Origin of the sequence: Richelia sinica FACHB-800, assembly GCF_014698825.1 — a bacterium.
GTDB lineage: Bacteria > Cyanobacteriota > Cyanobacteriia > Cyanobacteriales > Nostocaceae > FACHB-800.
Map to the genome: position 1 here is coordinate 14,984 of NZ_JACJTT010000031.1, position 19,143 is coordinate 34,126.

17 protein-coding genes and 1 pseudogene are annotated in these 19,143 nt (G+C 36.9%); 13 read left to right on the top strand and 5 right to left on the bottom strand.

The features are described 5' to 3' along the window. Positions 1-298 precede the first annotated feature (298 nt). From H6G73_RS18240 to H6G73_RS18250, 3 genes are all read right to left on the bottom strand, one after another. Positions 299-1,450, bottom strand: a complete 1,152-nt coding sequence (locus tag H6G73_RS18240; protein ID WP_190607072.1) for a GspE/PulE/PilB domain-containing protein — start codon at positions 1,448-1,450, stop codon at positions 299-301. Between the two features lie 375 nt (positions 1,451-1,825). Then, on the bottom strand, positions 1,826-3,013 hold the full coding sequence (locus H6G73_RS18245) for a HetZ-related protein 2 (protein WP_190607074.1): 1,188 nt from the start codon (positions 3,011-3,013) through the stop codon (positions 1,826-1,828). A gap of 1,167 nt (positions 3,014-4,180) precedes the next feature. Beyond that, entirely contained in the window at positions 4,181-4,498 is a 318-nt protein-coding gene (locus H6G73_RS18250; RefSeq protein WP_190607076.1) for a 2Fe-2S iron-sulfur cluster-binding protein, read from the bottom strand. Between the two features lie 555 nt (positions 4,499-5,053). Between H6G73_RS18250 and acnB the strand changes: the two genes are divergently transcribed. The 7 genes from acnB (at position 5,054) to H6G73_RS18285 (ending at position 12,444) form a co-directional block, all read left to right on the top strand. Continuing rightward, positions 5,054-7,621, top strand: coding sequence for a bifunctional aconitate hydratase 2/2-methylisocitrate dehydratase (gene acnB / locus H6G73_RS18255; RefSeq protein ID WP_190607078.1), 2,568 nt, complete (start codon positions 5,054-5,056; stop codon positions 7,619-7,621). A 184-nt stretch (positions 7,622-7,805) separates the two neighbouring features. Continuing rightward, positions 7,806-8,903: a DUF262 domain-containing protein gene (locus H6G73_RS18260; protein ID WP_190607079.1), complete on the top strand. Its 1,098-nt coding sequence runs from the start codon at positions 7,806-7,808 to the stop codon at positions 8,901-8,903. Continuing rightward, positions 8,900-9,631, top strand: coding sequence for an MAE_28990/MAE_18760 family HEPN-like nuclease (locus H6G73_RS18265; RefSeq protein WP_190607081.1), 732 nt, complete (start codon positions 8,900-8,902; stop codon positions 9,629-9,631). Before H6G73_RS18260 ends, H6G73_RS18265 begins: the two co-directional genes overlap by 4 nt. 316 nt (positions 9,632-9,947) lie before the next feature. Beyond that, complete coding sequence (locus H6G73_RS24505) at positions 9,948-10,109, top strand: type II toxin-antitoxin system RelE family toxin (protein ID WP_313948510.1); 162 nt, start codon at positions 9,948-9,950, stop codon at positions 10,107-10,109. Between the two features lie 14 nt (positions 10,110-10,123). Further along, the gene (locus H6G73_RS18275) at positions 10,124-10,321 is read left to right on the top strand and encodes a type II toxin-antitoxin system Phd/YefM family antitoxin (protein ID WP_190607083.1); all 198 of its coding nucleotides are present in this window, start codon (positions 10,124-10,126) and stop codon (positions 10,319-10,321) included. 328 nt (positions 10,322-10,649) lie between these two features. Then, a complete protein-coding gene (locus H6G73_RS18280; RefSeq protein WP_190607085.1) occupies positions 10,650-11,726 on the top strand; it encodes an AAA family ATPase in 1,077 nt (358 codons plus the stop codon). Positions 11,727-11,745: 19 nt separating this feature from the next. Continuing rightward, the gene (locus H6G73_RS18285) at positions 11,746-12,444 is read left to right on the top strand and encodes a DUF3226 domain-containing protein (RefSeq protein WP_190607087.1); all 699 of its coding nucleotides are present in this window, start codon (positions 11,746-11,748) and stop codon (positions 12,442-12,444) included. Positions 12,445-12,701: 257 nt separating this feature from the next. Here H6G73_RS18285 and H6G73_RS18290 read toward each other — a convergent pair whose 3' ends face one another. Beyond that, positions 12,702-12,950, bottom strand: coding sequence for a hypothetical protein (locus H6G73_RS18290; RefSeq protein WP_190607088.1), 249 nt, complete (start codon positions 12,948-12,950; stop codon positions 12,702-12,704). A gap of 148 nt (positions 12,951-13,098) precedes the next feature. Between H6G73_RS18290 and H6G73_RS18295 the strand changes: the two genes are divergently transcribed. The 6 genes and pseudogenes from H6G73_RS18295 (at position 13,099) to psaB (ending at position 17,653) form a co-directional block, all read left to right on the top strand. Beyond that, entirely contained in the window at positions 13,099-13,422 is a 324-nt protein-coding gene (locus H6G73_RS18295; protein ID WP_190607090.1) for a type II toxin-antitoxin system Phd/YefM family antitoxin, read from the top strand. A gap of 326 nt (positions 13,423-13,748) precedes the next feature. Then, positions 13,749-13,922 carry a hypothetical protein gene (locus H6G73_RS24510; RefSeq protein ID WP_242034239.1) on the top strand — a complete coding sequence of 58 codons (174 nt, stop codon included), beginning with the start codon at positions 13,749-13,751 and terminating at the stop codon, positions 13,920-13,922. A 221-nt stretch (positions 13,923-14,143) separates the two neighbouring features. Then, positions 14,144-14,305, top strand: a complete 162-nt coding sequence (locus tag H6G73_RS24515) for a type II toxin-antitoxin system RelE family toxin (protein WP_313948510.1) — start codon at positions 14,144-14,146, stop codon at positions 14,303-14,305. 14 nt (positions 14,306-14,319) lie between these two features. Beyond that, positions 14,320-14,517 carry a type II toxin-antitoxin system Phd/YefM family antitoxin gene (locus tag H6G73_RS18310; protein ID WP_190607083.1) on the top strand — a complete coding sequence of 66 codons (198 nt, stop codon included), beginning with the start codon at positions 14,320-14,322 and terminating at the stop codon, positions 14,515-14,517. Positions 14,518-14,551: 34 nt separating this feature from the next. Continuing rightward, a pseudogene (locus H6G73_RS24520) lies at positions 14,552-14,896 on the top strand (element excision factor XisH family protein). Between the two features lie 528 nt (positions 14,897-15,424). Then, positions 15,425-17,653, top strand: coding sequence for a photosystem I core protein PsaB (gene psaB, locus H6G73_RS18325; RefSeq protein WP_190607093.1), 2,229 nt, complete (start codon positions 15,425-15,427; stop codon positions 17,651-17,653). A 419-nt stretch (positions 17,654-18,072) separates the two neighbouring features. On the opposite strand, the gene H6G73_RS18330 is transcribed toward psaB, so the two are convergent. Next, positions 18,073-19,143, bottom strand: coding sequence for a hybrid sensor histidine kinase/response regulator (locus H6G73_RS18330; protein WP_190607094.1), 1,071 nt, complete (start codon positions 19,141-19,143; stop codon positions 18,073-18,075).

The window sequence follows — 19,143 nt, forward strand, 5'->3', positions numbered from 1 at the left end:
AATGTGTGCGAGGAATGAATTCAAAACTAGAGAACTAGTACAGAATGATTCAAAATCTCTAACCACAATTTCCAAAGCTGATGGTAGAAAGTATCAGTCCTATGAAAAATTGAGGGATTTTGTCGCCATTGTACTCAGTCTGTTACTATCAGTTTTTTAGCACGCAATCATCAGCTAGTTCAGAAAACAAGTATTGCTCCTGTATCGCTAGAAAACAGATGAATTGTTAATGCTGTAATCACAACATAACAATTATTAATGGTAATAGAAAACAGCAATGATGTTTTCACATGTATTATTAGCTATTTTCCGGTAACGAATTATTACTTAAAAGGATTCGTACTTGTTGATCCAAATTTTCCATGAGTGGGTTGAGAGAGGCTAAAGCTTCTGACTGTTGAGGACTAAGCTCAAAATCAGGCAAGAACCTTTCTTGCAGTTCATTTAACAAACATCGTAGTTTTTGCACTGTCTCCAAGGTATCACGGCTCAAAAAGCCCATTTGCTGCTGATGGTAGAACTTTAATGCTGAACCCTTTAAAACTTGAATAGTTGCTTCTTCACCGTAATCCCCAGACATCACACGCAAGCGTAATAATATGGGTTTTTGATGGTAAAGGCATTCTTTTTCTACTTGTTTCGGCTCAGTTACTTTACTCATAGGTAAAGCAGCAAATCGTTTTAATTCATTTAATACACCTTGAAACACTGATAAAGGAATTTTCTCTACTTGTGCCTGTAACACTCCATTATCAGTCCAGAATATCTTTCCCTCATAAGGTTGTCTTTCCAAATAGAGACGACCAATTTTAGCAGTTATCACCCTACCCAGTAATTCTACGAGGATTTTTTTGGGGGGTATTGTTGCTAACTGATCAACAGGTGTAAATTCTGAGGGAATTTCTACAGCTATATTCGGGACTTGGTCTAACATCACTCCATCCAACATCAAATTGAGAGGAGTGAGCATATTATCTGTAGCAGACGAGTCTTCTGTTTCCGAATTCCAGGCTAAGTTTATCTCCTCTGTTTGGGTTTCTAGAGATGAGGGAGTCTTGGCTTGGGGTTCTACTTTTGGTGGCGATACTAGTTGAATTTTCGTGCCAGTAAATGTATTTTTATAATTCAGGTAGGCAGAAGATAGAGTTTGATGGGTTTCTAATGTAATTGGCTCAGTCACCATTGTGAGTTGAAGATAAGACAGAAACTGGGCCACATAATCAAGGGCTTCCCTATCTTGAGGGTCAACCATGCCCAAAACCAACTGCTGATTTTCGAGTTTTAAGGGCAAAATTTGGTGATATAGACAAGCTTCAAAGGACAATAGGCTATCAATTAGTTGAAATATTTGCAACTGCTCTGCTTCTAATTCTAGCTGAATTCCTGTGGTATTTGTTACTGAAGGGTTATTTACAGTTTGATTAATGGGTTTGCCGTCTGAAGACAACATAGGTGTAGTTTTTGGTTATGTCCTGTTATTAATTATTTTGCCTGTTGTCTCTAAGTTTAGTGGTTGGTCAGTGAAAATACGCTACTAGGCGAACTGAAAATAACAAGACTTAACCTTTGATGAACTTGGGCTAGGGAAGCTGTCCCCATGCTCAAATCATTTAATTAAACCAGTGATGTTAATTGTAAGGGTTAATAAATTTTGTTTTAGGACGCAACACGCTAATACGTAAACCGTTACTGTATTAGGTATGATGGAGACATCATGTTCAGGTAAGAATGCCTGTCTGTGTTAGCTTTGAGTCTTCCATCTGTCTTCATAGAAATGAAGTTAGATGAAACGACGCAGCTAATCAGGACAGAATCAGACAGTCAACTAATCTTGGGTTCTTAAGGTTTGGGCAGCAAGATAAACTTTAGTCCATTCACCCATCACTTGATGGGTTTTGAGCTTTAGGTGTTGGGCTGTAGACTCGATGGAATTACCTGCTCTCCGCAAGTTGAGAATTTCTCTACCTAATGGTGTTAATTGTTCGTCTAGTTGTTGCCATTTTTGTTGTGTTAGCCCCAAGTTATGTTCTGACAAGGAAATGGACAACCAACTGTCTACGAGTTCGGGCTTGCCTTTGAGGGCGAAAACTCTGACTGCATGGTAGCTGATTTTTTCTCTGAGTCGGTATACTTCTTTAATTGGTTTGTTGAGTTGTTTGGCGATTTCTTCTTGAGATTTGCCTTGGAGATAGAGTTTGAGCCAATCTACTGCTTGTTGTCCTAGATTTTGAAGTAAATAGGCTTCAAATTCTTGCTGGACGATTTGTCGCAGTACCTGTTGGTCTTCAATTTCTTTGGTTTCTTGATATTGGGCGATCGCTTGGGTATCTACTAAGCTGACTCTGTTCTCGCTGTCTTCTCCCAATACTTCTTCTGATACTAGCCGAATTAAATCACTAGCTGGTACTTGGGTTAAACCACCACGCTGACTACGACGGAGATAGTTGACAAAGCGATACACCAACAGGGGTTGATTCCGGACTGGACGTAAACAATATTCTTCCAGACTGGCAAACAACAATGTATCCCGTAATCTTTTATCGTTGCTCAATTTGGCGATATCGGCCATTTGCTGCTGCATATAAGAATCGCTTTGTAGCAACTCTTGCAATACTTCCTGTAGTACATCCACAACACTGCGTTGGCGATCGCGACTCAGAGACACCCAAGTCTGAATTTTATTTCTAATGGTCACCACGCTGCCTAAACGGCTAATTAAATGGCGATATGCCTTTTCTCTACCTGTCCCCAAATAGCGTTGCTGCAAAATTCGCCACCGATATTCCATCGCTTGTTTGGCTATCTCTAGTTCTTTGGGGTTAAGTAGGTCAAATCTTTGTAAGTCCACACCTAACAGCCAAAGAACGATACTATTTCTAGCAGCCTCACTTTGTTCTGGACATTCTACCGCCAGTCGCTTGTGCCAATATTGTGCCAGGTTTGGCCCCTCCGTTGTCATAGTGAGATTGCGCTCCTCAAAACTCTGTTGTAAAGCTAGCATCACAACCCCCATACCGACTTAACTTTTTTAACTAGTAGTTACATGCGGGAATTACTTTGTTCCCTTTCTAATTACGTCTTGCTAGACTCAATTTATGCAGGAATGTTTGATTTAACTAGTGCCCTTCCCAGAGCTATAGCAGGTGACAGGTAACAGGCTTCGCAGTGAGCGTCAGCCGAAGGGTGACAGTGCTAAAAACCTTTCAGGATCTAAGTTTTAGTTTTAGTTAATGTCCTAACTGCCTTGTCTACAGCTATAGATATAAAATTCAAGTATCCTCTGAGGAGTTAGCAAAAGTTTTTTAATTTAATTCATCCAGTTTGTTTACCCTTTTGGTAAATAGAGAGAGACAATTTAGATATCTCTTTGCTAGCTGACTGGTGACAGTCCCTAAATTTCAACAATTTCATTGGAGAGGCGAGGATGAGTTATTATTGTGGGTGACGTTATTTTTCGCTATAAGTTTCAAAATTCATTGAATAGTTAATAAATAATCACCAAGTAATCTTTTTACATACTCAATAACCTCTAAAACATCAACTTTATTTAGACTCCTAGTTAATTACTTATCAAAGATAGATAAACATTAGTTAGCAGCAAAAAAAAGTCGAAAACAAGTGTTTTCCACAATGAAATATAGTGAAGTCTACGGTTTATAAAATAATCAGAAAACACCATACATCCCTTCAGAGTAATCTTGAGGATTGTATTTAAGTTAAATATTAAGTTTTACAACTCAACAAATATCTTCACTAAAATAGTTAGATGAAGGTATTGCAGCGAAATAAGAAAACTTTTAAGCATTTTCTGTATCAGAATCTTACTATAGATATGCGGTAGATGTAGTGTGACAGAGATCACTGGTTTTGAGTTAATTTTTCCTTGCTATGCCACTACACGAACCGTACATTGGTGCAAAAACGTCTTTGATGGTGGGTGATTTTCTGGGTTAGGACTCTCTAGAGTCAACTTGAGAGAAGAGATTTGTTAAATCGACATCTGGTGGTAGAGACTGTAGAGATTTTACGTGTAAAGGCTCTACAAGGGTTATGGGAAAAGCATATTTAATTTTTGGATATATTTAATATAATTAAATTATTTCGTGATGCGTTAAAGCAGTGATCAGTAGTATTTATATATTGCATTAATTTTTATACTGACCACTGATTACAAACAGATTTAGTCTTTACCAAACTGCTTCTGATAAACTACTTCTTCTTTTTCTGTTTCTATTTTTAAATCAGAAAGAGGTTTAGCAACACAAAGCAGCGCATAGCCTTGTTTTTGCAAATCTGGACTGACACCCATTCCATCACTTTGGTCTACACTACCTTCAGTAATTAACGCAGCACAAGTTGTGCAAACCCCAGCATGGCAGGACGCGGGTAGTTCTAAACCATGAGTTTCTGCGACTGAGAGAATAGTTTCGTTTTCAGCAACTTGTATGTTAAGGATTTTACCTTGATGTTGAATTTCTACGTTGTAGGTTTTGGTCATATTACTAAAGATGTTTTTGTCAAAGTCCAAATACAAATATATGATTATATCTGATTAGGGCAATGTTTATACAAATTGCAATTAGTTATATTGTATACAGCTTGGTTCAGGGTTTTGAGGATTTAAGGATTTTCAAGATTAAATCACCATAGTTGAAGATTACAATAGAGGAATTAAAAGATAATTTCTGAAGATTTTGTTATTTTTGCTTGATTGTGTAGATAATTTTTTTTGCAATTCAAAAATCATCAACCATACACCACTCTATTTGATGAGTATTATTTGTCAATAGTTTTTAAATTTGTTGCTGTTCAATTGGCACTCACCTAAATTAAACACTACCCAGATTTAATAATCTTATAAATCCACTTCGGTACGGGTATATTTGTTTCTAGCAAAAATATTTAACTGTGGTATGTGTGACCTATTAATTGGCGAAAAATTGTTTTTCAACAACTCTTTTAGTTAGAAAAATCAGATAAACTGTGATAGCCAAATTCTGCCCAAAATTAGCTCATAATTAAAGAGATAGACTGACTAAGGAACAACACAAAAATGCTAGAACAGTATCGTCAACACACTGAAGAAAGAGCACAACTTGGTATTCCTCCGCTACCTTTGGATGCAAAACAAACATCAGAATTATGCGAATTATTGAAAAATCCACCTAAAGGCGAAGAAGAGGTATTATTACATTTATTACGCGATCGCATTCCCCCTGGAGTAGACCAAGCTGCTTATGTAAAAGCTGGTTTTCTGACAGCTATTGCTAAAGGTGAAGTTACTAGTCCCTTAGTTTCCCCGGTTCAAGCTGTGGAATTATTGGGAACTATGGTCGGTGGCTATAATGTGCAATCATTAATTGAATTGCTGAGTTTTCCAGTTGCAGAACCAGCAGCGAAGGCATTAAGTAAAACTTTATTAGTGTATGATGCGTTTCACGATGTTTTAGAGTTGTCTAAAACCAATGCTTACGCTAAAAAAGTGATAGATGCTTGGGCAGAAGCAGAATGGTTTACATCTCGTCCTACCCTTCCTGAAGCTATCACAGTTACTGTTTTCAAAGTTCCAGGAGAAACCAACACCGACGACTTATCACCCGCAACCCACGCTACCACCCGTCCTGATATTCCTTTGCACGCTTTGGCGATGTTAGAAACTCGTCAACCGGGAAGCTTGGAAACAATTGCAGAGTTGAAGAAAAAAGGACACCCAGTTGCTTACGTCGGTGATGTGGTGGGTACTGGTTCTTCTCGCAAGTCAGCTATTAACTCGGTATTGTGGCACATGGGTAATGATATTCCTTTTGTGCCGAATAAACGGGCCGGAGGATATGTTTTAGGTGGTGCGATCGCTCCTATCTTTTTTAACACAGCTGAAGATGCCGGTGCATTACCAATTCAATGTGATGTCACTAAAATGGAGACTGGTGACGTTATCACCATCTATCCTTACAAAGGCCAAATTACCAACGCTGCTGGAGAAGTAATTTCCACCTTCAGCCTCAAACCTGACACCATCTTAGACGAAGTGCGTGCAGGTGGACGCATCCCCTTATTAATTGGACGTACCCTCACCGACAAAACCCGTCAAGCATTAGGTTTAGCACCCAGCAATTTATTTATCCGTCCCCAACCACCAAAAGACACCGGCAAAGGTTACACCCTTGCACAAAAAATGGTCGGGAAAGCCTCTGGTTTACCCGGTGTGCGTCCAGGGACATCTTGCGAACCCATCATGACCACCGTCGGTTCTCAGGACACTACAGGGCCCATGACCCGTGACGAGTTAAAAGAACTAGCTTGTCTCGGTTTCAGTGCAGACTTAGTAATGCAAAGCTTCTGTCACACCGCAGCATATCCCAAACCAGTGGATATTAAAACCCATCACGACTTACCAGACTTCTTCTCTCAACGTGGTGGTGTCGCTTTGCGTCCTGGTGATGGTATCATTCACTCCTGGTTAAATAGGATGTTGTTACCCGACACCGTGGGAACAGGTGGAGACTCCCACACCCGTTTCCCCATAGGAATATCCTTCCCTGCTGGTTCTGGGTTAGTTGCGTTTGCTGGTGCATTGGGTGTGATGCCTTTGGATATGCCAGAATCAGTTTTGGTAAGATTTAAAGGAGAATTGCAACCAGGAATAACTTTACGGGATATTGTAAATGCTATTCCTTATGTTGCCATCCAAAAAGGTTTGTTAACCGTCGAGAAGCAGAACAAGAAAAACATCTTCTCAGGACGGATAATGGAAATTGAAGGTTTGCCAGATTTAAAAGTAGAACAAGCCTTTGAATTAACCGACGCTTCCGCAGAACGTTCTTGTGCAGGTTGCACAATTAAATTGAGTGAAGAAACAGTTGCGGAATATCTGCGTTCCAATATTGCCTTGTTGAAAAACATGGTCGCACGGGGATATGCTGATGCCAGAACCATTATGCGTCGTGTGGCGAAAATGGAAGAATGGTTAGCTAACCCGGTGTTATTATCAGCTGATGCCGATGCTGAATATGCAGCCATAATTGAAATTGATTTAAACGACATCAAAGAACCAATTGTTGCTGCTCCCAATGACCCCGATAATGTTAAGTTATTATCGGAAGTTGCTAATGACCCAGTACAAGAAGTATTTGTGGGTTCTTGTATGACAAATATCGGTCATTATCGGGCAACTGCCAAAGTTTTAGAAGGTGCAGGTGCAGTGAAAACTCGGTTGTGGATAGCACCACCCACCCGCATGGATGAACACCAATTAAAAGAAGAAGGTGTGTATGGCGTTTTTGGTGCTGCGGGTGCGAGAACTGAAATGCCAGGATGCAGTTTATGTATGGGTAACCAAGCGCGAGTTGCTGATGGCACAACTGTATTTTCTACTTCCACTCGCAACTTCAATAACCGTATGGGTAAAGGTGCACAAGTTTATTTAGGTTCAGCAGAATTAGCCGCAGTTTGTGCGTTGTTAGGACGTATTCCCACAGTACAGGAATATTTGGATATTGTGGCGAAGAAAATTAATCCTTTTGCTGATAATTTGTATCGGTATTTGAACTTTGATCAAATTGCCGGCTTTGAGGATGAAGGCAGAGTGATTAGTAAGGAGGAACAGGCGGCTTTGGTATAATTGTGATTAGGGTGGGTCTGGATAGACTCACCTTTATTTGACGCACATAGTATTAAGGCTCAGGATTAATATTTTTTGCGTCATACATTAAACCAAGACAAGATAAAATTAAAATCTATTTATACTCCGCTAATTAATCAACCAATTTCTGAATGCAAACATTAGCAAAAATTAATTATTAAATATGGTCACTCAATTAGAAATTACAAATCAGCGCAAAGAAAATGCAGAACAAGAAATCCGCGATAACAGAAAGCGTGTTGACTACAAGACCTTAGAATATCCTATCGAAGTAATTGTTCAAAAATATTTAGAGGGAATAGATGAAGATAAAAATGAAATTTTTATTCCAGATTATCAACGAGAAATGGCTTGGAATGAAGATACACAATCAAAATTTATTGAATCTATAATGTTAGATTTACCAATTCCTTATATTTTTGTGGCGGATGTATCAGAATCAGAAGATTCAACACGGTTGGAAATTATAGATGGTACACAACGTATTCGTACTTTAACCAGGTTTATTAATAATGAACTTACATTAGGAAATCTTGAAAAACTAACAACTCTTAATGGCTTTACTTTTAAAGATTTACTACCAACACGCCAAAGACGCTTTAATAGAACCACTATTAAAATGATTCAATTAACAGAGGAAGCGGATGAAGAAATTAGAAGGGACCTGTTCCAAAGAATTAATAGTGGTAGTGTTGAATTGAATGAAATGGAAAAACGTAGAGGAGGTGAACCAGGAAAGTGTCTTGATTTAATTGAAGAACTTTCAAAAAGTCAAATTTTTAGAAATTTATGTTCCTTTACTGAGACTGAAATTAATAAAAGAGATCCACAAGAATATGTATTACGTTTTTTTGCCTTTTTAAATAATTATCAAAATTATGGTCAGTTTGATAATAAAATTCATAAGTTCTTAAATGAATATTTAAAAATGGAAAATCAATCAGATGAGAGCAAAATAAATGCTATGAGGAATGAATTTCATTCAATGTTAGGATTTGTAGAAAGATATTGTCCTAATTCTTTACATATTTATAGAAAAACTAAAAATCGCTATGAACCTACAACTAGAATTAAGTTTGAATCTATTACTGTAGGTATTGCTTTGGCGTTAAGAGAAAATCCCAATTTAGTACCAAAAACTACTTCTTTTTTAGATTCTAATGATTTTAGAAAATTAACAAAATCTGATGCTAGTAGTTCTCAAAATAAAGTTACTAATCGTATTGAATATGTTCGTGATCACTTTTTAGTTAATTCATGACAAGTACATTATTTCAGGATTTTAATGAACGCGCCAAAGAAGTGAGTAAATACTTTTACTTTTTGAAAAACCTAGAGCAAGGTTCAATTAAATTAAATATGGGTAATGCAAATAATCCCACAACTAAACTAATAGATGATGATTTAGAAAAAACTCTTAAAGCAACAGGGTATTTATTACTATACAATCTAGTAGAAGCTACAATGCGTAATGCAATCGAAAAAATTTTTGACGAATTAAAAACGAGAAGAGTTTCTTTTGATGATGTGAGAGAAGAAATTAGAAGAATGATTATTAATCATATTAGATATAAAGATATCCAATCCGAAGATGCTCTTTTACTAGGTCTCAGAAATATTTCAGTTGATATCATATCAGTTACTTTTGATGCTCTTGTTAAGAAAGAGAATAAAAAAAGACTATTTTCTGGTAATGTGGATGCGTTAGAAATAAAAAATACAGCAAAAATTTATGGTTTTTCGTCCCAAACTAATAAGAGAAAAACTAGAGATGGAACTGATTTACTAACCATTAAGACTAATAGAAATGATTTAGCACATGGTTTTAAGTCGTTTGAGGAAGTTGGCAGAAACGCCACTGCTGATGAGTTATTGAAAATTCAAAAAAGAGTGATTTCTTATTTAAGAGAAATATTAGAAAATGTGGAAAAATATATATCAAATCAAGAATATTTACAGAGCAATGTGCAAAATAGTGAAAATATTTAGTGTATATAAATTATTAGCATCGCAGGTTAGGGGTACATATTGCTTTTTGGAAATGATGGGATGAGTTAGCGAATATCATTCTAGATATCGCTATTTGATGTAGGTAGGATGAGAGAGTGATCGCTATTTCAGGGATGATGGAATGCGATCGCTCTCCTGCTAGTATAATAATTCAAGCAGAGTGAGTATTCATACCTGACATTGGCTACATTTCCAGAGGTTAGAATATGTGCAGTACCAAATAGAATTTAAACCTAAAGCGATTAAAGATTTACAGAAAATTCCCGTAAATGACAGATAACGCATTATTAATAAAATTGAAGCAATGCAAGATGATTTACAGGGAGATGTAAAACGCTTAACTAATTTTACGCCAGAATATCGTTTAAGAGTAGGTGATTATCGAGTTTTGTTTGAATTAGAAGAACAGAATATAATCGTGTATAGGGTTAAGCATCGTAGTAAAGCTTATGAGTAGAAGGAGTTGCAAAAATGATTAAATTACATCCTGAGTTTTTAATAAAAAATGGTGAAAAGCAATTTGCAGTTTTACCTTATGAAGAGTTTTTGAAGATTCAAGAATTGTTAGAAGATTTGGAAGATTTACGAGATTTGAGAGAAGCTAAAGACGAAGAAAAAGATAGTCTTTCAGTATCTTTAGCCGATGTAAAGAAGATGTTATTATCTTGATGCCAGAAAATCAAGTGTTATTAACAGGGTAAAAATGCCAATCGACGAAGATGGGACTAATGAAGGAACAGCAACTGAGTTATTAAGGGAGATTGTACGAAAGAGTATATTGTTTTAGCTCTTCATAATCCGGAAATTTGGAAATTAACTTAGTTTAGTGTTGCTTAAAGTTTATTACTCAAGTCAATTGAGATGAAATTGCGAATTTTGAGGATTTCGGTCGGGTCATTCCTTGGAGAAGATGCCTAAGATTGAGAAGGTCTAGTATTGTATAATTTTAGGGTGAATCCTTATTGACTCAACTCGATCCTTTGCCATTTTAAAATATATGCAAAAGCAAAAAAGTATTAAAATAGAAAATTTTCGGTGTTTTCAAGACATAAAAATTAGCGGGTTTAAAAATGTTAATTTAATAGGAGGAAAAAATAATGCTGGTAAAACTTCATTGTTAGAAGCACTATTAGTTTATTTTTATCCTCATCCTTCTAGTATTGTTGGATTAAAGAGAATCAGAAAAGAATCTTCTGATACCATTAAAAGGCAACCCAAAGATGCTTGGAACAACTTTTTTTATAATCAAGACATAGAAAATAATATCAGTATTTATGGGCGTTTTGATGATGAGGAAAAAAAAGTTTCTCTTTCTATATCTCAATCTCTACAGTCTAAAATTCTTGAAGATAATGAAGATGTCAAAAAATTGCTCGATTTTATTTCAGATAGTAACTCTTCTATATCCATTTTACAAATACAACAACATTTAAATGATGAAAAAATATTTCAACGAAACTTAATTGCTCATTCTAGAGGAATTCTTTCTCCGGATTTTCCTGATGAAATTGATATTCCTTTTATTCCTTCTTCTCATAGAATATCTAACGAAGAAATTGCTAAAAAATATGACAAGATTGATTTTGAGGGTAATGGAGAAGACGTTTTACAAATGATTCAAATGCTAGATAATTCTATTGAAAATATAAGGACATATTCTCATATAGAACCAACTTTGTATTTACAAAAGAAAAATCAAAAAAGAGGCTTTCCCATTTCTTTATTTGGTGATGCGGTCTATCGTGTAGCAGAAATCACGTTAGAAATTCTTAATGAAGATCACAATGTAATATTTATAGATGAAATAGAAAATGGTATTCATTATACAAGTCAAAAGAAATTTTGGGAAGCATTATTTCGTCTTTCAAATGATTTACAAACTATGATTTTTGCAACAACTCATAGCTTAGAAATGATTAAATCATTTATGGAAGCCGGACAAAATTTCCCGAATCAAGGAGCTTATATTGAATTAGCTCATAATCCTAGGACAGATCAAATTATAGCAATTACAAGGGATACAGATATTTTGGAATATGAAATTGAGCATGGTAAACCAATAAGAGGAGAATAAGGAGTATAATTTTATTACAATGACAAATATACTAATTGTTGAAAGCAAAAATGATGAAATTTTTATTAACAAATTAATTGAATTAATGAATCTTAATAATGTAACAATAGATCAACCAATCTATATTCATGAATATGAACGCTTATCTGGACTAGACAAAACAAAATTAACTCAAGCTTTAAAGAGTCTATCTCTTAATGTTCCTAAAAAAGATATTCAAAAAGTAGGAATCATTATTGATCAAGATAATTACACGAAACAAGAAAGATTAGATTTTGTCAATGAATGCATTAATGATGTTTTTGAAAAATCTTCTGATATCAATGATGTTGATAACTTGATTGAAGTAGCTACAAAAGAAGATAATATTGGACTGAAATTAGGATGTTATTTTACCAATATTGATCAAACCGGAGAATTAGAAACCGTTCTGAAAGCTATAAAAACTCAACCTTCTCCTCATGCTGATTGTTTATACACTTGGCGTAATTGTGTTCACAAAAGTGAAATAATTATCTCAGACAAAGAGTTTGATAAATTTTGGTTTAGTATTTATCTGAGATATGACACTTGTTCTCACCAAGAATCTAAACAAGCAGGAAAAAAATGTTCAATGAGTGAATTTGCATATGTTTTGGAACACAAAAGTCATATTCTAGATTTTGAAAGTTCAATTTTAGATGATTTAAAAAATTTTTTGAGACTTTTTGCAGAGTAAGTGATTGCTTTAATTAAAGATGGTTGCCATATCATTCGTGATCCTTAAGATATTAATGGTGAACCTCCAAAAAAAGTAGAGAGAGGACAAGCACTAGTATTTAAGCTAAATATAAACAGATGTAGGTTGGGTTTAGGTAAGAAACCCAACACTCTAAAACCTTGTAAACGTTGGGTTTCACTTTGTTCAACTCAACCTACGCATCGGGAGCATTCTTTTATGGAATTGGTATTAGCGGTAGCTGACGGAAGGTATCGCTATTTGATGTAGGTAGGATGGAAGAGCGATCGCTGTTTGATGTAGGTACGATGAAGTGCGTTAGCGAAGCTCACCGTAGGTATCGCCATTTTAGGGATGATGGAATGCGATCGCTTTTCTGGTGTAGAGGAGTTGAGGAGCGATCTCTGTTTGATGTATGTGACATGAAGTGCGATCGCCATTTTAGTTAGGTAGGATGGAGGAGCGATCGCCATTTTAGTTAGGTAGGATGGAGGAGCGATCGCCATTTTAGGGATGATGGAATGCGATCGCTTTTCTGGTGTAGAGAAGTTGAGGAGCGATCTCTGTTTGATGTATGTGACATGAAGTGCGATCGCTTTTTTCGTTTTCTGGTAGCATCAAATTAGATGTAAATTTAGTGCAGAGTTACCAACCATGATTAATCTCAGTCAAGATATCCAATCCCTCTCAACTTTCAAACGCAACACCAATGAACTAATTAATCAGATGAAAGAAACTGGAAATCCTCTGATTTTAACGGTTAATGGTAAAGCTGAGTTAGTAGTACAAGATGCAGCATCTTATCAAAAAATCTTAGATTATATCAAACAATTAGAAACAATAATTGAAAACAAAAAAGAATTAGAACCGACAAAAAGCAACAACCAAAAAGCACTCGAATTATTAAAAATGTGGGAAGAAGAAGGAGATGAAGAGGAACAAACAGAAACTTTAGAGTATTTGTCTCAGTCTTTATAACAAGACCATTATTCCTAATTTTTATCTATTTTCATTATTATTATAATGCCAAGATTAATTATCCTGGATTCAGGAGTTTTAGGAATTATTACCAACCCCAAATCAACATCTATAGAATCTCAAAAATGTAAATTATGGTATCGTGACTTATTAGAAAAAGTGAAAATATTGCTTTACCGGAAATTGCTAACTATGAAGTAAGAAGAGAACTAATTAGAGCCAACAAAAACAATGGCTTAAAAAGACTAGAACAGTTACAATCAGTATTAATTTATCTTCCTATTACAACTCAGGTAATACTTTTAGCCGCGCAATTTTGGGCAGAAGTGAGACAAACAGGAAAAGCAACTGCTGATCCTAAATCTCTTGATGGTGACGTAATTTTAGCAGCACAGGCGAAAATTGCAGAACTAAATGGAAATCAAGTTATTGTTGCTACTACAAATGTAAAACATTTATCATTATTTGTAGATGCTCGTGAATGGACTGATATTGAGTAAATAGTGTTAGCTTACCGTAGGTATCGCTATTTTTAGGGATAATGGAAGAGCGATCGCTCTCCTGCTAGTATAATAATTCAAGCAGAGTGAGTATTCATACCTGACATTGGCTACATTTTCAGAGGTTAAAATATGTGCAGTACCAAATAGAATTTAAACCTAAAGCGATTAAAGATTGACAGAAAATTCCCGTAAATGACAGATAACGCATTATTAATAAAATTGAAGCAATGCAAGATGATTTACAGGGAGATGTAAAACGCTTAACTAATTTTACGCCAGAATATCGTTTAAGAGTAGGTGATTATCGAGTTTTGTTTGAATTAGAAGAACAGAATATAATCGTGTATAGGGTTAAGCATCGTAGTAAAGCTTATGAGTAGAAGGAGTTGCAAAAATGATTAAATTACATCCTGAGTTTTTAATAAAAAATGGTGAAAAGCAATTTGCAGTTTTACCTTATGAAGAGTTTTTGAAGATTCAAGAATTGTTAGAAGATTTGGAAGATTTACGAGATTTGAGAGAAGCTAAAGACGAAGAAAAAGATAGTCTTTCAGTATCTTTAGCCGATGTAAAAAAGATGTTATTATCTTGATACCAGAAAATCGAGTGTTATTAACAGGGTAAAAATGCCAGCCAAGGATATCTACCATGATGCAGTTAAAAATGCATTAATTAAGGATGGTTGGGCGATTTTAGCTGATCCTTATATAATTGAATATGAAGACGATAATTTTTTTGCTGACTTATTGGCAGAAAAAACTTTATTAGCAGAACAATAAAACCGGAGAATTGTTGTTGAAATCAAAAGTTTTATCAATACTTCACCAATGAATGACTTTCAAATTGAAGAAGATTGGACAGAGGAAGGTATTGCAACTGAGTTATTAAGAGAAGGTGTACCAAAAGAGGATATTGTTTTAGCTTTTCATGATCCAGAAACTCGTAAATTAACTGAGTTTGCTGGAGCTTAATAAAGAAAAATTTTATTGAGATAATTTATGATAGGGTGGGTTTAGATTAACTCGCCTTGATTTTATCAGATCGCTCTCCTCTTACTATCATACCAACGAGAGTTAGTGAAGGTGGGAAAAATTTTACCTGATTTACAGCATTGCAGGTGGAAGCTAACTCTCCAGACAGATGTAGAAATTTAAGAATTCAAGATATACATAAACGAACAAAACTATTTTATAAAATTACATCTCTCTTCCACTCTACACGATATCAGTTCTATATGAGGCGGCACAGAATTCCTAAATCTCTTGATAGAGACATCTTTATCTGTGTTCATCCGCGCTTATCTGCGTTCAATTGTTTCATTCTCCGCAGCTTGATAGTCATTCGGGATGAAATAAATTTACTTCCTTGGATATATCCCCATCAGCATAGATAAATCATCGATTAACTCCATGTTTAATTTCTTCCTCAAGTGTGATGGAAGTATTAAAAGTTCACTTCTTAATTACTCCTATACAGAAGAAAAGTTGTGATGACAACACATGGCAAAAAGATATCCAAAATTTAGCCAGGATTTGGCACAAGATCCAACCACAAGGCGGATCTGGTATGCAATGGCTCAAGGTAATGATTTTGAAAGCCATGATGACATAACAGAAGAAAATCTTTACCAAAAGATTTTTGCAACCCATTTCGGTCATGTGGCAATCATTTTCCTGTGGACTTCGAGTCTGTTGTTCCACGTTGCTTGGCAAGGTAACTTTGAACAATGGATTAAAGACCCCCTGCATATCCGCCCCATTGCCCATGCGATTTGGGACCCTCACTTTGGTAAACCAGCCATAGAAGCTTTTACTCAAGGTGGTGTTAACTATCCCGTGAACATTGCCTATTCTGGTGTTTATCACTGGTGGTACACCATTGGAATGCGAACCAACAATGAACTGTACATTGGTTCAGTATTTCTGTTGTTGTTAGCTGCCGTGTTTTTGTTTGCTGGATGGTTGCATTTACAGCCCAAGTTTCGCCCTAGTTTGACTTGGTTTAAAAGTGCAGAACCACGACTCAACCACCACTTAGCAGGTTTGTTTGGTCTGAGTGCTTTGGCCTGGACTGGTCACTTGATTCACGTGGCTATTCCCGAATCTCGTGGTATTCATGTGGGTTGGGATAACTTTCTCACAACCTTGCCCCACCCAGCAGGTTTAACTCCTTTCTGGACAGGTAACTGGGCTGTCTATGCTCAAAATCCCGATACAGCAGAGCATATTTTTGGGACTTCTCAAGGTGCAGGAACGGCAATTTTGACTTTTGTGGGTGGCTTTCATCCACAGACAGACTCGCTGTGGTTGACGGATATGGCCCATCACCATTTAGCGATCGCTGTTATTTTCATTATCGCCGGTCACATGTACCGTACTAACTTTGGTATTGGTCATAGCATCAAGGAAATGCTCAATGCCAGAAATTTCTTTGGTCTTGCCACCGAAGGTCAATTTAACCTTCCCCACCAAGGACTGTACGACACCTATAACAATTCCCTCCACTTCCAATTGAGTATTCACCTAGCTGCCTTGGGAACTGCCGCTTCCCTGGTGGCACAGCATATGTACTCTCTGCCTCCTTACGCCTTTATGGCCAAGGATTACACCACCCAGGCAGCCCTATATACTCACCATCAGTACATTGCTGGCTTCTTGATGATTGGTGCCTTTGCCCATGCGGGGATTTTCTGGGTGCGGGACTATGACCCAGACCAAAATAAAGGTAATGTTCTCGACCGGGTACTTCAGCATAAAGAAGCGATTATCTCTCACCTTAGCTGGGTGTCATTGTTCTTAGGATTCCATACTCTAGGGTTATATGTTCACAACGATGTTGTCGTGGCCTTTGGGACACCAGAAAAGCAAATATTGATTGAGCCGGTGTTTGCCCAATTTGTCCAAACTGCCCATGGTAAATTGCTGTATGGGATGGATGCTTTGCTATCTAATCCAGACAGTATTGCCTATACAGCTTGGCCAAATCATGGTAACGTCTGGCTGCCCGGTTGGTTAGATGCGATTAATTCTGGTACTAATTCCCTGTTTTTGACTATTGGCCCTGGCGACTTTTTGGTACATCATGCGATCGCTCTTGGTCTCCACACTACCACACTCATTTGTGTGAAAGGTGCATTAGATGCCCGTGGCAGTAAGTTAATGCCAGACAAGAAAGATTTTGGTTACAACTTCCCTTGTGATGGACCTGGTCGCGGTGGTAGTTGTCAAACCTCCTCATGGCAACAGACCTTCTACCTCGCCTTCTTCTGGATGTTGAACCTCCTGGGTTGGGTAACATTCTACTGGCACTGGAAGCATTTAGGTATTTGGCAAGGTAACGTTGCTCAGTTCAATGAAAATTCCACATACCTCATGGGTTGGTTCCGTGACTATCTGTGGGCAAACTCCGCCCAGTTAATCAATGGATATAACCCCTACGGGACAAATAATCTCTCTGTCTGGGCCTGGATGTTCCTGTTTGGACACCTAGTCTGGGCCACTGGCTTCATGTTCCTGATTAGCTGGCGAGGTTATTGGCAAGAGTTGATTGAAACTCTGGTGTGGGCCCATGAACGCACCCCCTTGGCAAACTTAGTTTATTGGAAAGATAAACCTGTAGCTTTATCCATTGTCCAAGGTTGGTTGGTGGGTTTAGTTCACTTCACAGTTGGTTATGTCCTCACCTATGCCGCCTTCCTCATAGCCTCAACCGCCAGTAAATTTGGTTGAACTTTCAAGTTTCCTCTGACCTTTTTCTCATTCTCCTCCTGCGACTACCAAGTATCGAGGAGGTTTTTTTTGACTATTTGCAGTGGCATCAATGAAGTATAGCAATGGACAGAGCGGTTAGGACATTAACTAAGAATAAAACTTATACCAATTCCATAAAAGAATGCTACAGATGCGTAGGTTGGGTTGAACAAAGTGAAACCCAACGTTTACAAGGTTTTAGAGTGTTGGGTTATGCCTTTGCTACGCAACGCTACCGCGAACGGCACACTGCGTGTTCACGCAGTGTCCCGCAGGGATACGTACCTCAACCCAACCTACATCTGTAACAATCATTTTTTAAATTGGTATTAGACAGCAAAAGGCTTTTAGCACTGTCACCTGTCACCTGTCACCTGTTACCTGTCACCTGTCACCTGCTATATTTCAACAGTAAAAATTGCTCCTTTGGGTTGATTATTTTCCACCTGAATACATCCGCCATGGGCTTCGACTGTCATCTTACAAAAAGCTAGTCCTAAGCCTATTTGTGAAACTCCAGCCATTAACGTACCAATTTCATATTTTTCAAATATTGTTTTTCTTAATTCTTCTTTGACACCAGGGCCTGAATCAACAACCCTAATTCTGGCTTTTTTGGTTTCAGGATAATCAAGTTCAAAGATAATTTGACTATTTGTTGGTGCAAATTTAATGGCATTGGATAACAGGTTATCCAAGACTCGCCGGAGTAAATTCATATCAACACTTCTAGTTTCATGTGATTCTGGCAGCTTTTTGACAATTTGTAATTTTTTCTGTTGGGCTACCGGTTCTGCGTCAGCGATTGCTGATGAACATAATTCTAATAAATTCACATCTGAATATTGTATAATCATTTTCCCAGATTCTATTTTTGCCATTAACAACAAACTATCAACCATGGATTGTAGTTTTTGTGAGGCAATGATAATTTGTTCTGTTTTTTGCTGTTGGCGTTCTGGTAGATAATCAGTGATGCGTAAAATTTCTGCTGCCAGAATGATGGATGTAATGGGATTTCGCAAATCATGAACAATCATGTTTGAGAGGTCTTCTCGCAAATTTAATGTTTCTTGCAAGGCATCATATTGTTGTTTAATCCGCAGCATGGAACGAACGCGAGAACGCAATTCTAAACCATTGACAGGTTTGCTAATAAAGTCATCAGCACCAGCAGCTAAACATTGAGACAAATCTTCCTTAGCCGTTAAGGCTGTAACCATGATGACGGGGATATGTTTCCAAACAGAATTAGACTTGAACTGATGACAAAATTCGATGCCGTTCATTTGGGGCATCATCACATCTAATAAAATTAAATCTGGTTGAAAGTGAGATAATAATTCTATAGCCTGTTGTCCGTTGGAAACATAGCTTAATTGATAACCTTCACTATCTAATAGAGCATCAATAACGTCAAAATTATCAGGTTCATCATCAATGATGAGAATCTCTGGTGTTTTTTTCAT

Bases quoted from the DNA above. Each gene is read 5' to 3' on its own strand.
- H6G73_RS18240 (WP_190607072.1), bottom strand. From the start codon at position 1,450: ATGTTGTCTTCAGACGGCAAACCCATTAATCAAACTGTAAATAACCCT.
- H6G73_RS18245 (WP_190607074.1), bottom strand. From the start codon at position 3,013: ATGGGGGTTGTGATGCTAGCTTTACAACAGAGTTTTGAGGAGCGCAAT.
- H6G73_RS18250 (WP_190607076.1), bottom strand. From the start codon at position 4,498: ATGACCAAAACCTACAACGTAGAAATTCAACATCAAGGTAAAATCCTT.
- acnB (WP_190607078.1), top strand. From the start codon at position 5,054: ATGCTAGAACAGTATCGTCAACACACTGAAGAAAGAGCACAACTTGGT.
- H6G73_RS18260 (WP_190607079.1), top strand. From the start codon at position 7,806: ATGGTCACTCAATTAGAAATTACAAATCAGCGCAAAGAAAATGCAGAA.
- H6G73_RS18265 (WP_190607081.1), top strand. From the start codon at position 8,900: ATGACAAGTACATTATTTCAGGATTTTAATGAACGCGCCAAAGAAGTG.
- H6G73_RS18275 (WP_190607083.1), top strand. From the start codon at position 10,124: ATGATTAAATTACATCCTGAGTTTTTAATAAAAAATGGTGAAAAGCAA.
- H6G73_RS18280 (WP_190607085.1), top strand. From the start codon at position 10,650: ATGCAAAAGCAAAAAAGTATTAAAATAGAAAATTTTCGGTGTTTTCAA.
- H6G73_RS18285 (WP_190607087.1), top strand. From the start codon at position 11,746: ATGACAAATATACTAATTGTTGAAAGCAAAAATGATGAAATTTTTATT.
- H6G73_RS18290 (WP_190607088.1), bottom strand. From the start codon at position 12,950: ATGGCGATCGCTCCTCCATCCTACCTAACTAAAATGGCGATCGCTCCT.
- H6G73_RS18295 (WP_190607090.1), top strand. From the start codon at position 13,099: ATGATTAATCTCAGTCAAGATATCCAATCCCTCTCAACTTTCAAACGC.
- H6G73_RS18310 (WP_190607083.1), top strand. From the start codon at position 14,320: ATGATTAAATTACATCCTGAGTTTTTAATAAAAAATGGTGAAAAGCAA.
- psaB (WP_190607093.1), top strand. From the start codon at position 15,425: ATGGCAAAAAGATATCCAAAATTTAGCCAGGATTTGGCACAAGATCCA.
- H6G73_RS18330 (WP_190607094.1), bottom strand. From the start codon at position 19,143: ATGAAAAAAACACCAGAGATTCTCATCATTGATGATGAACCTGATAAT.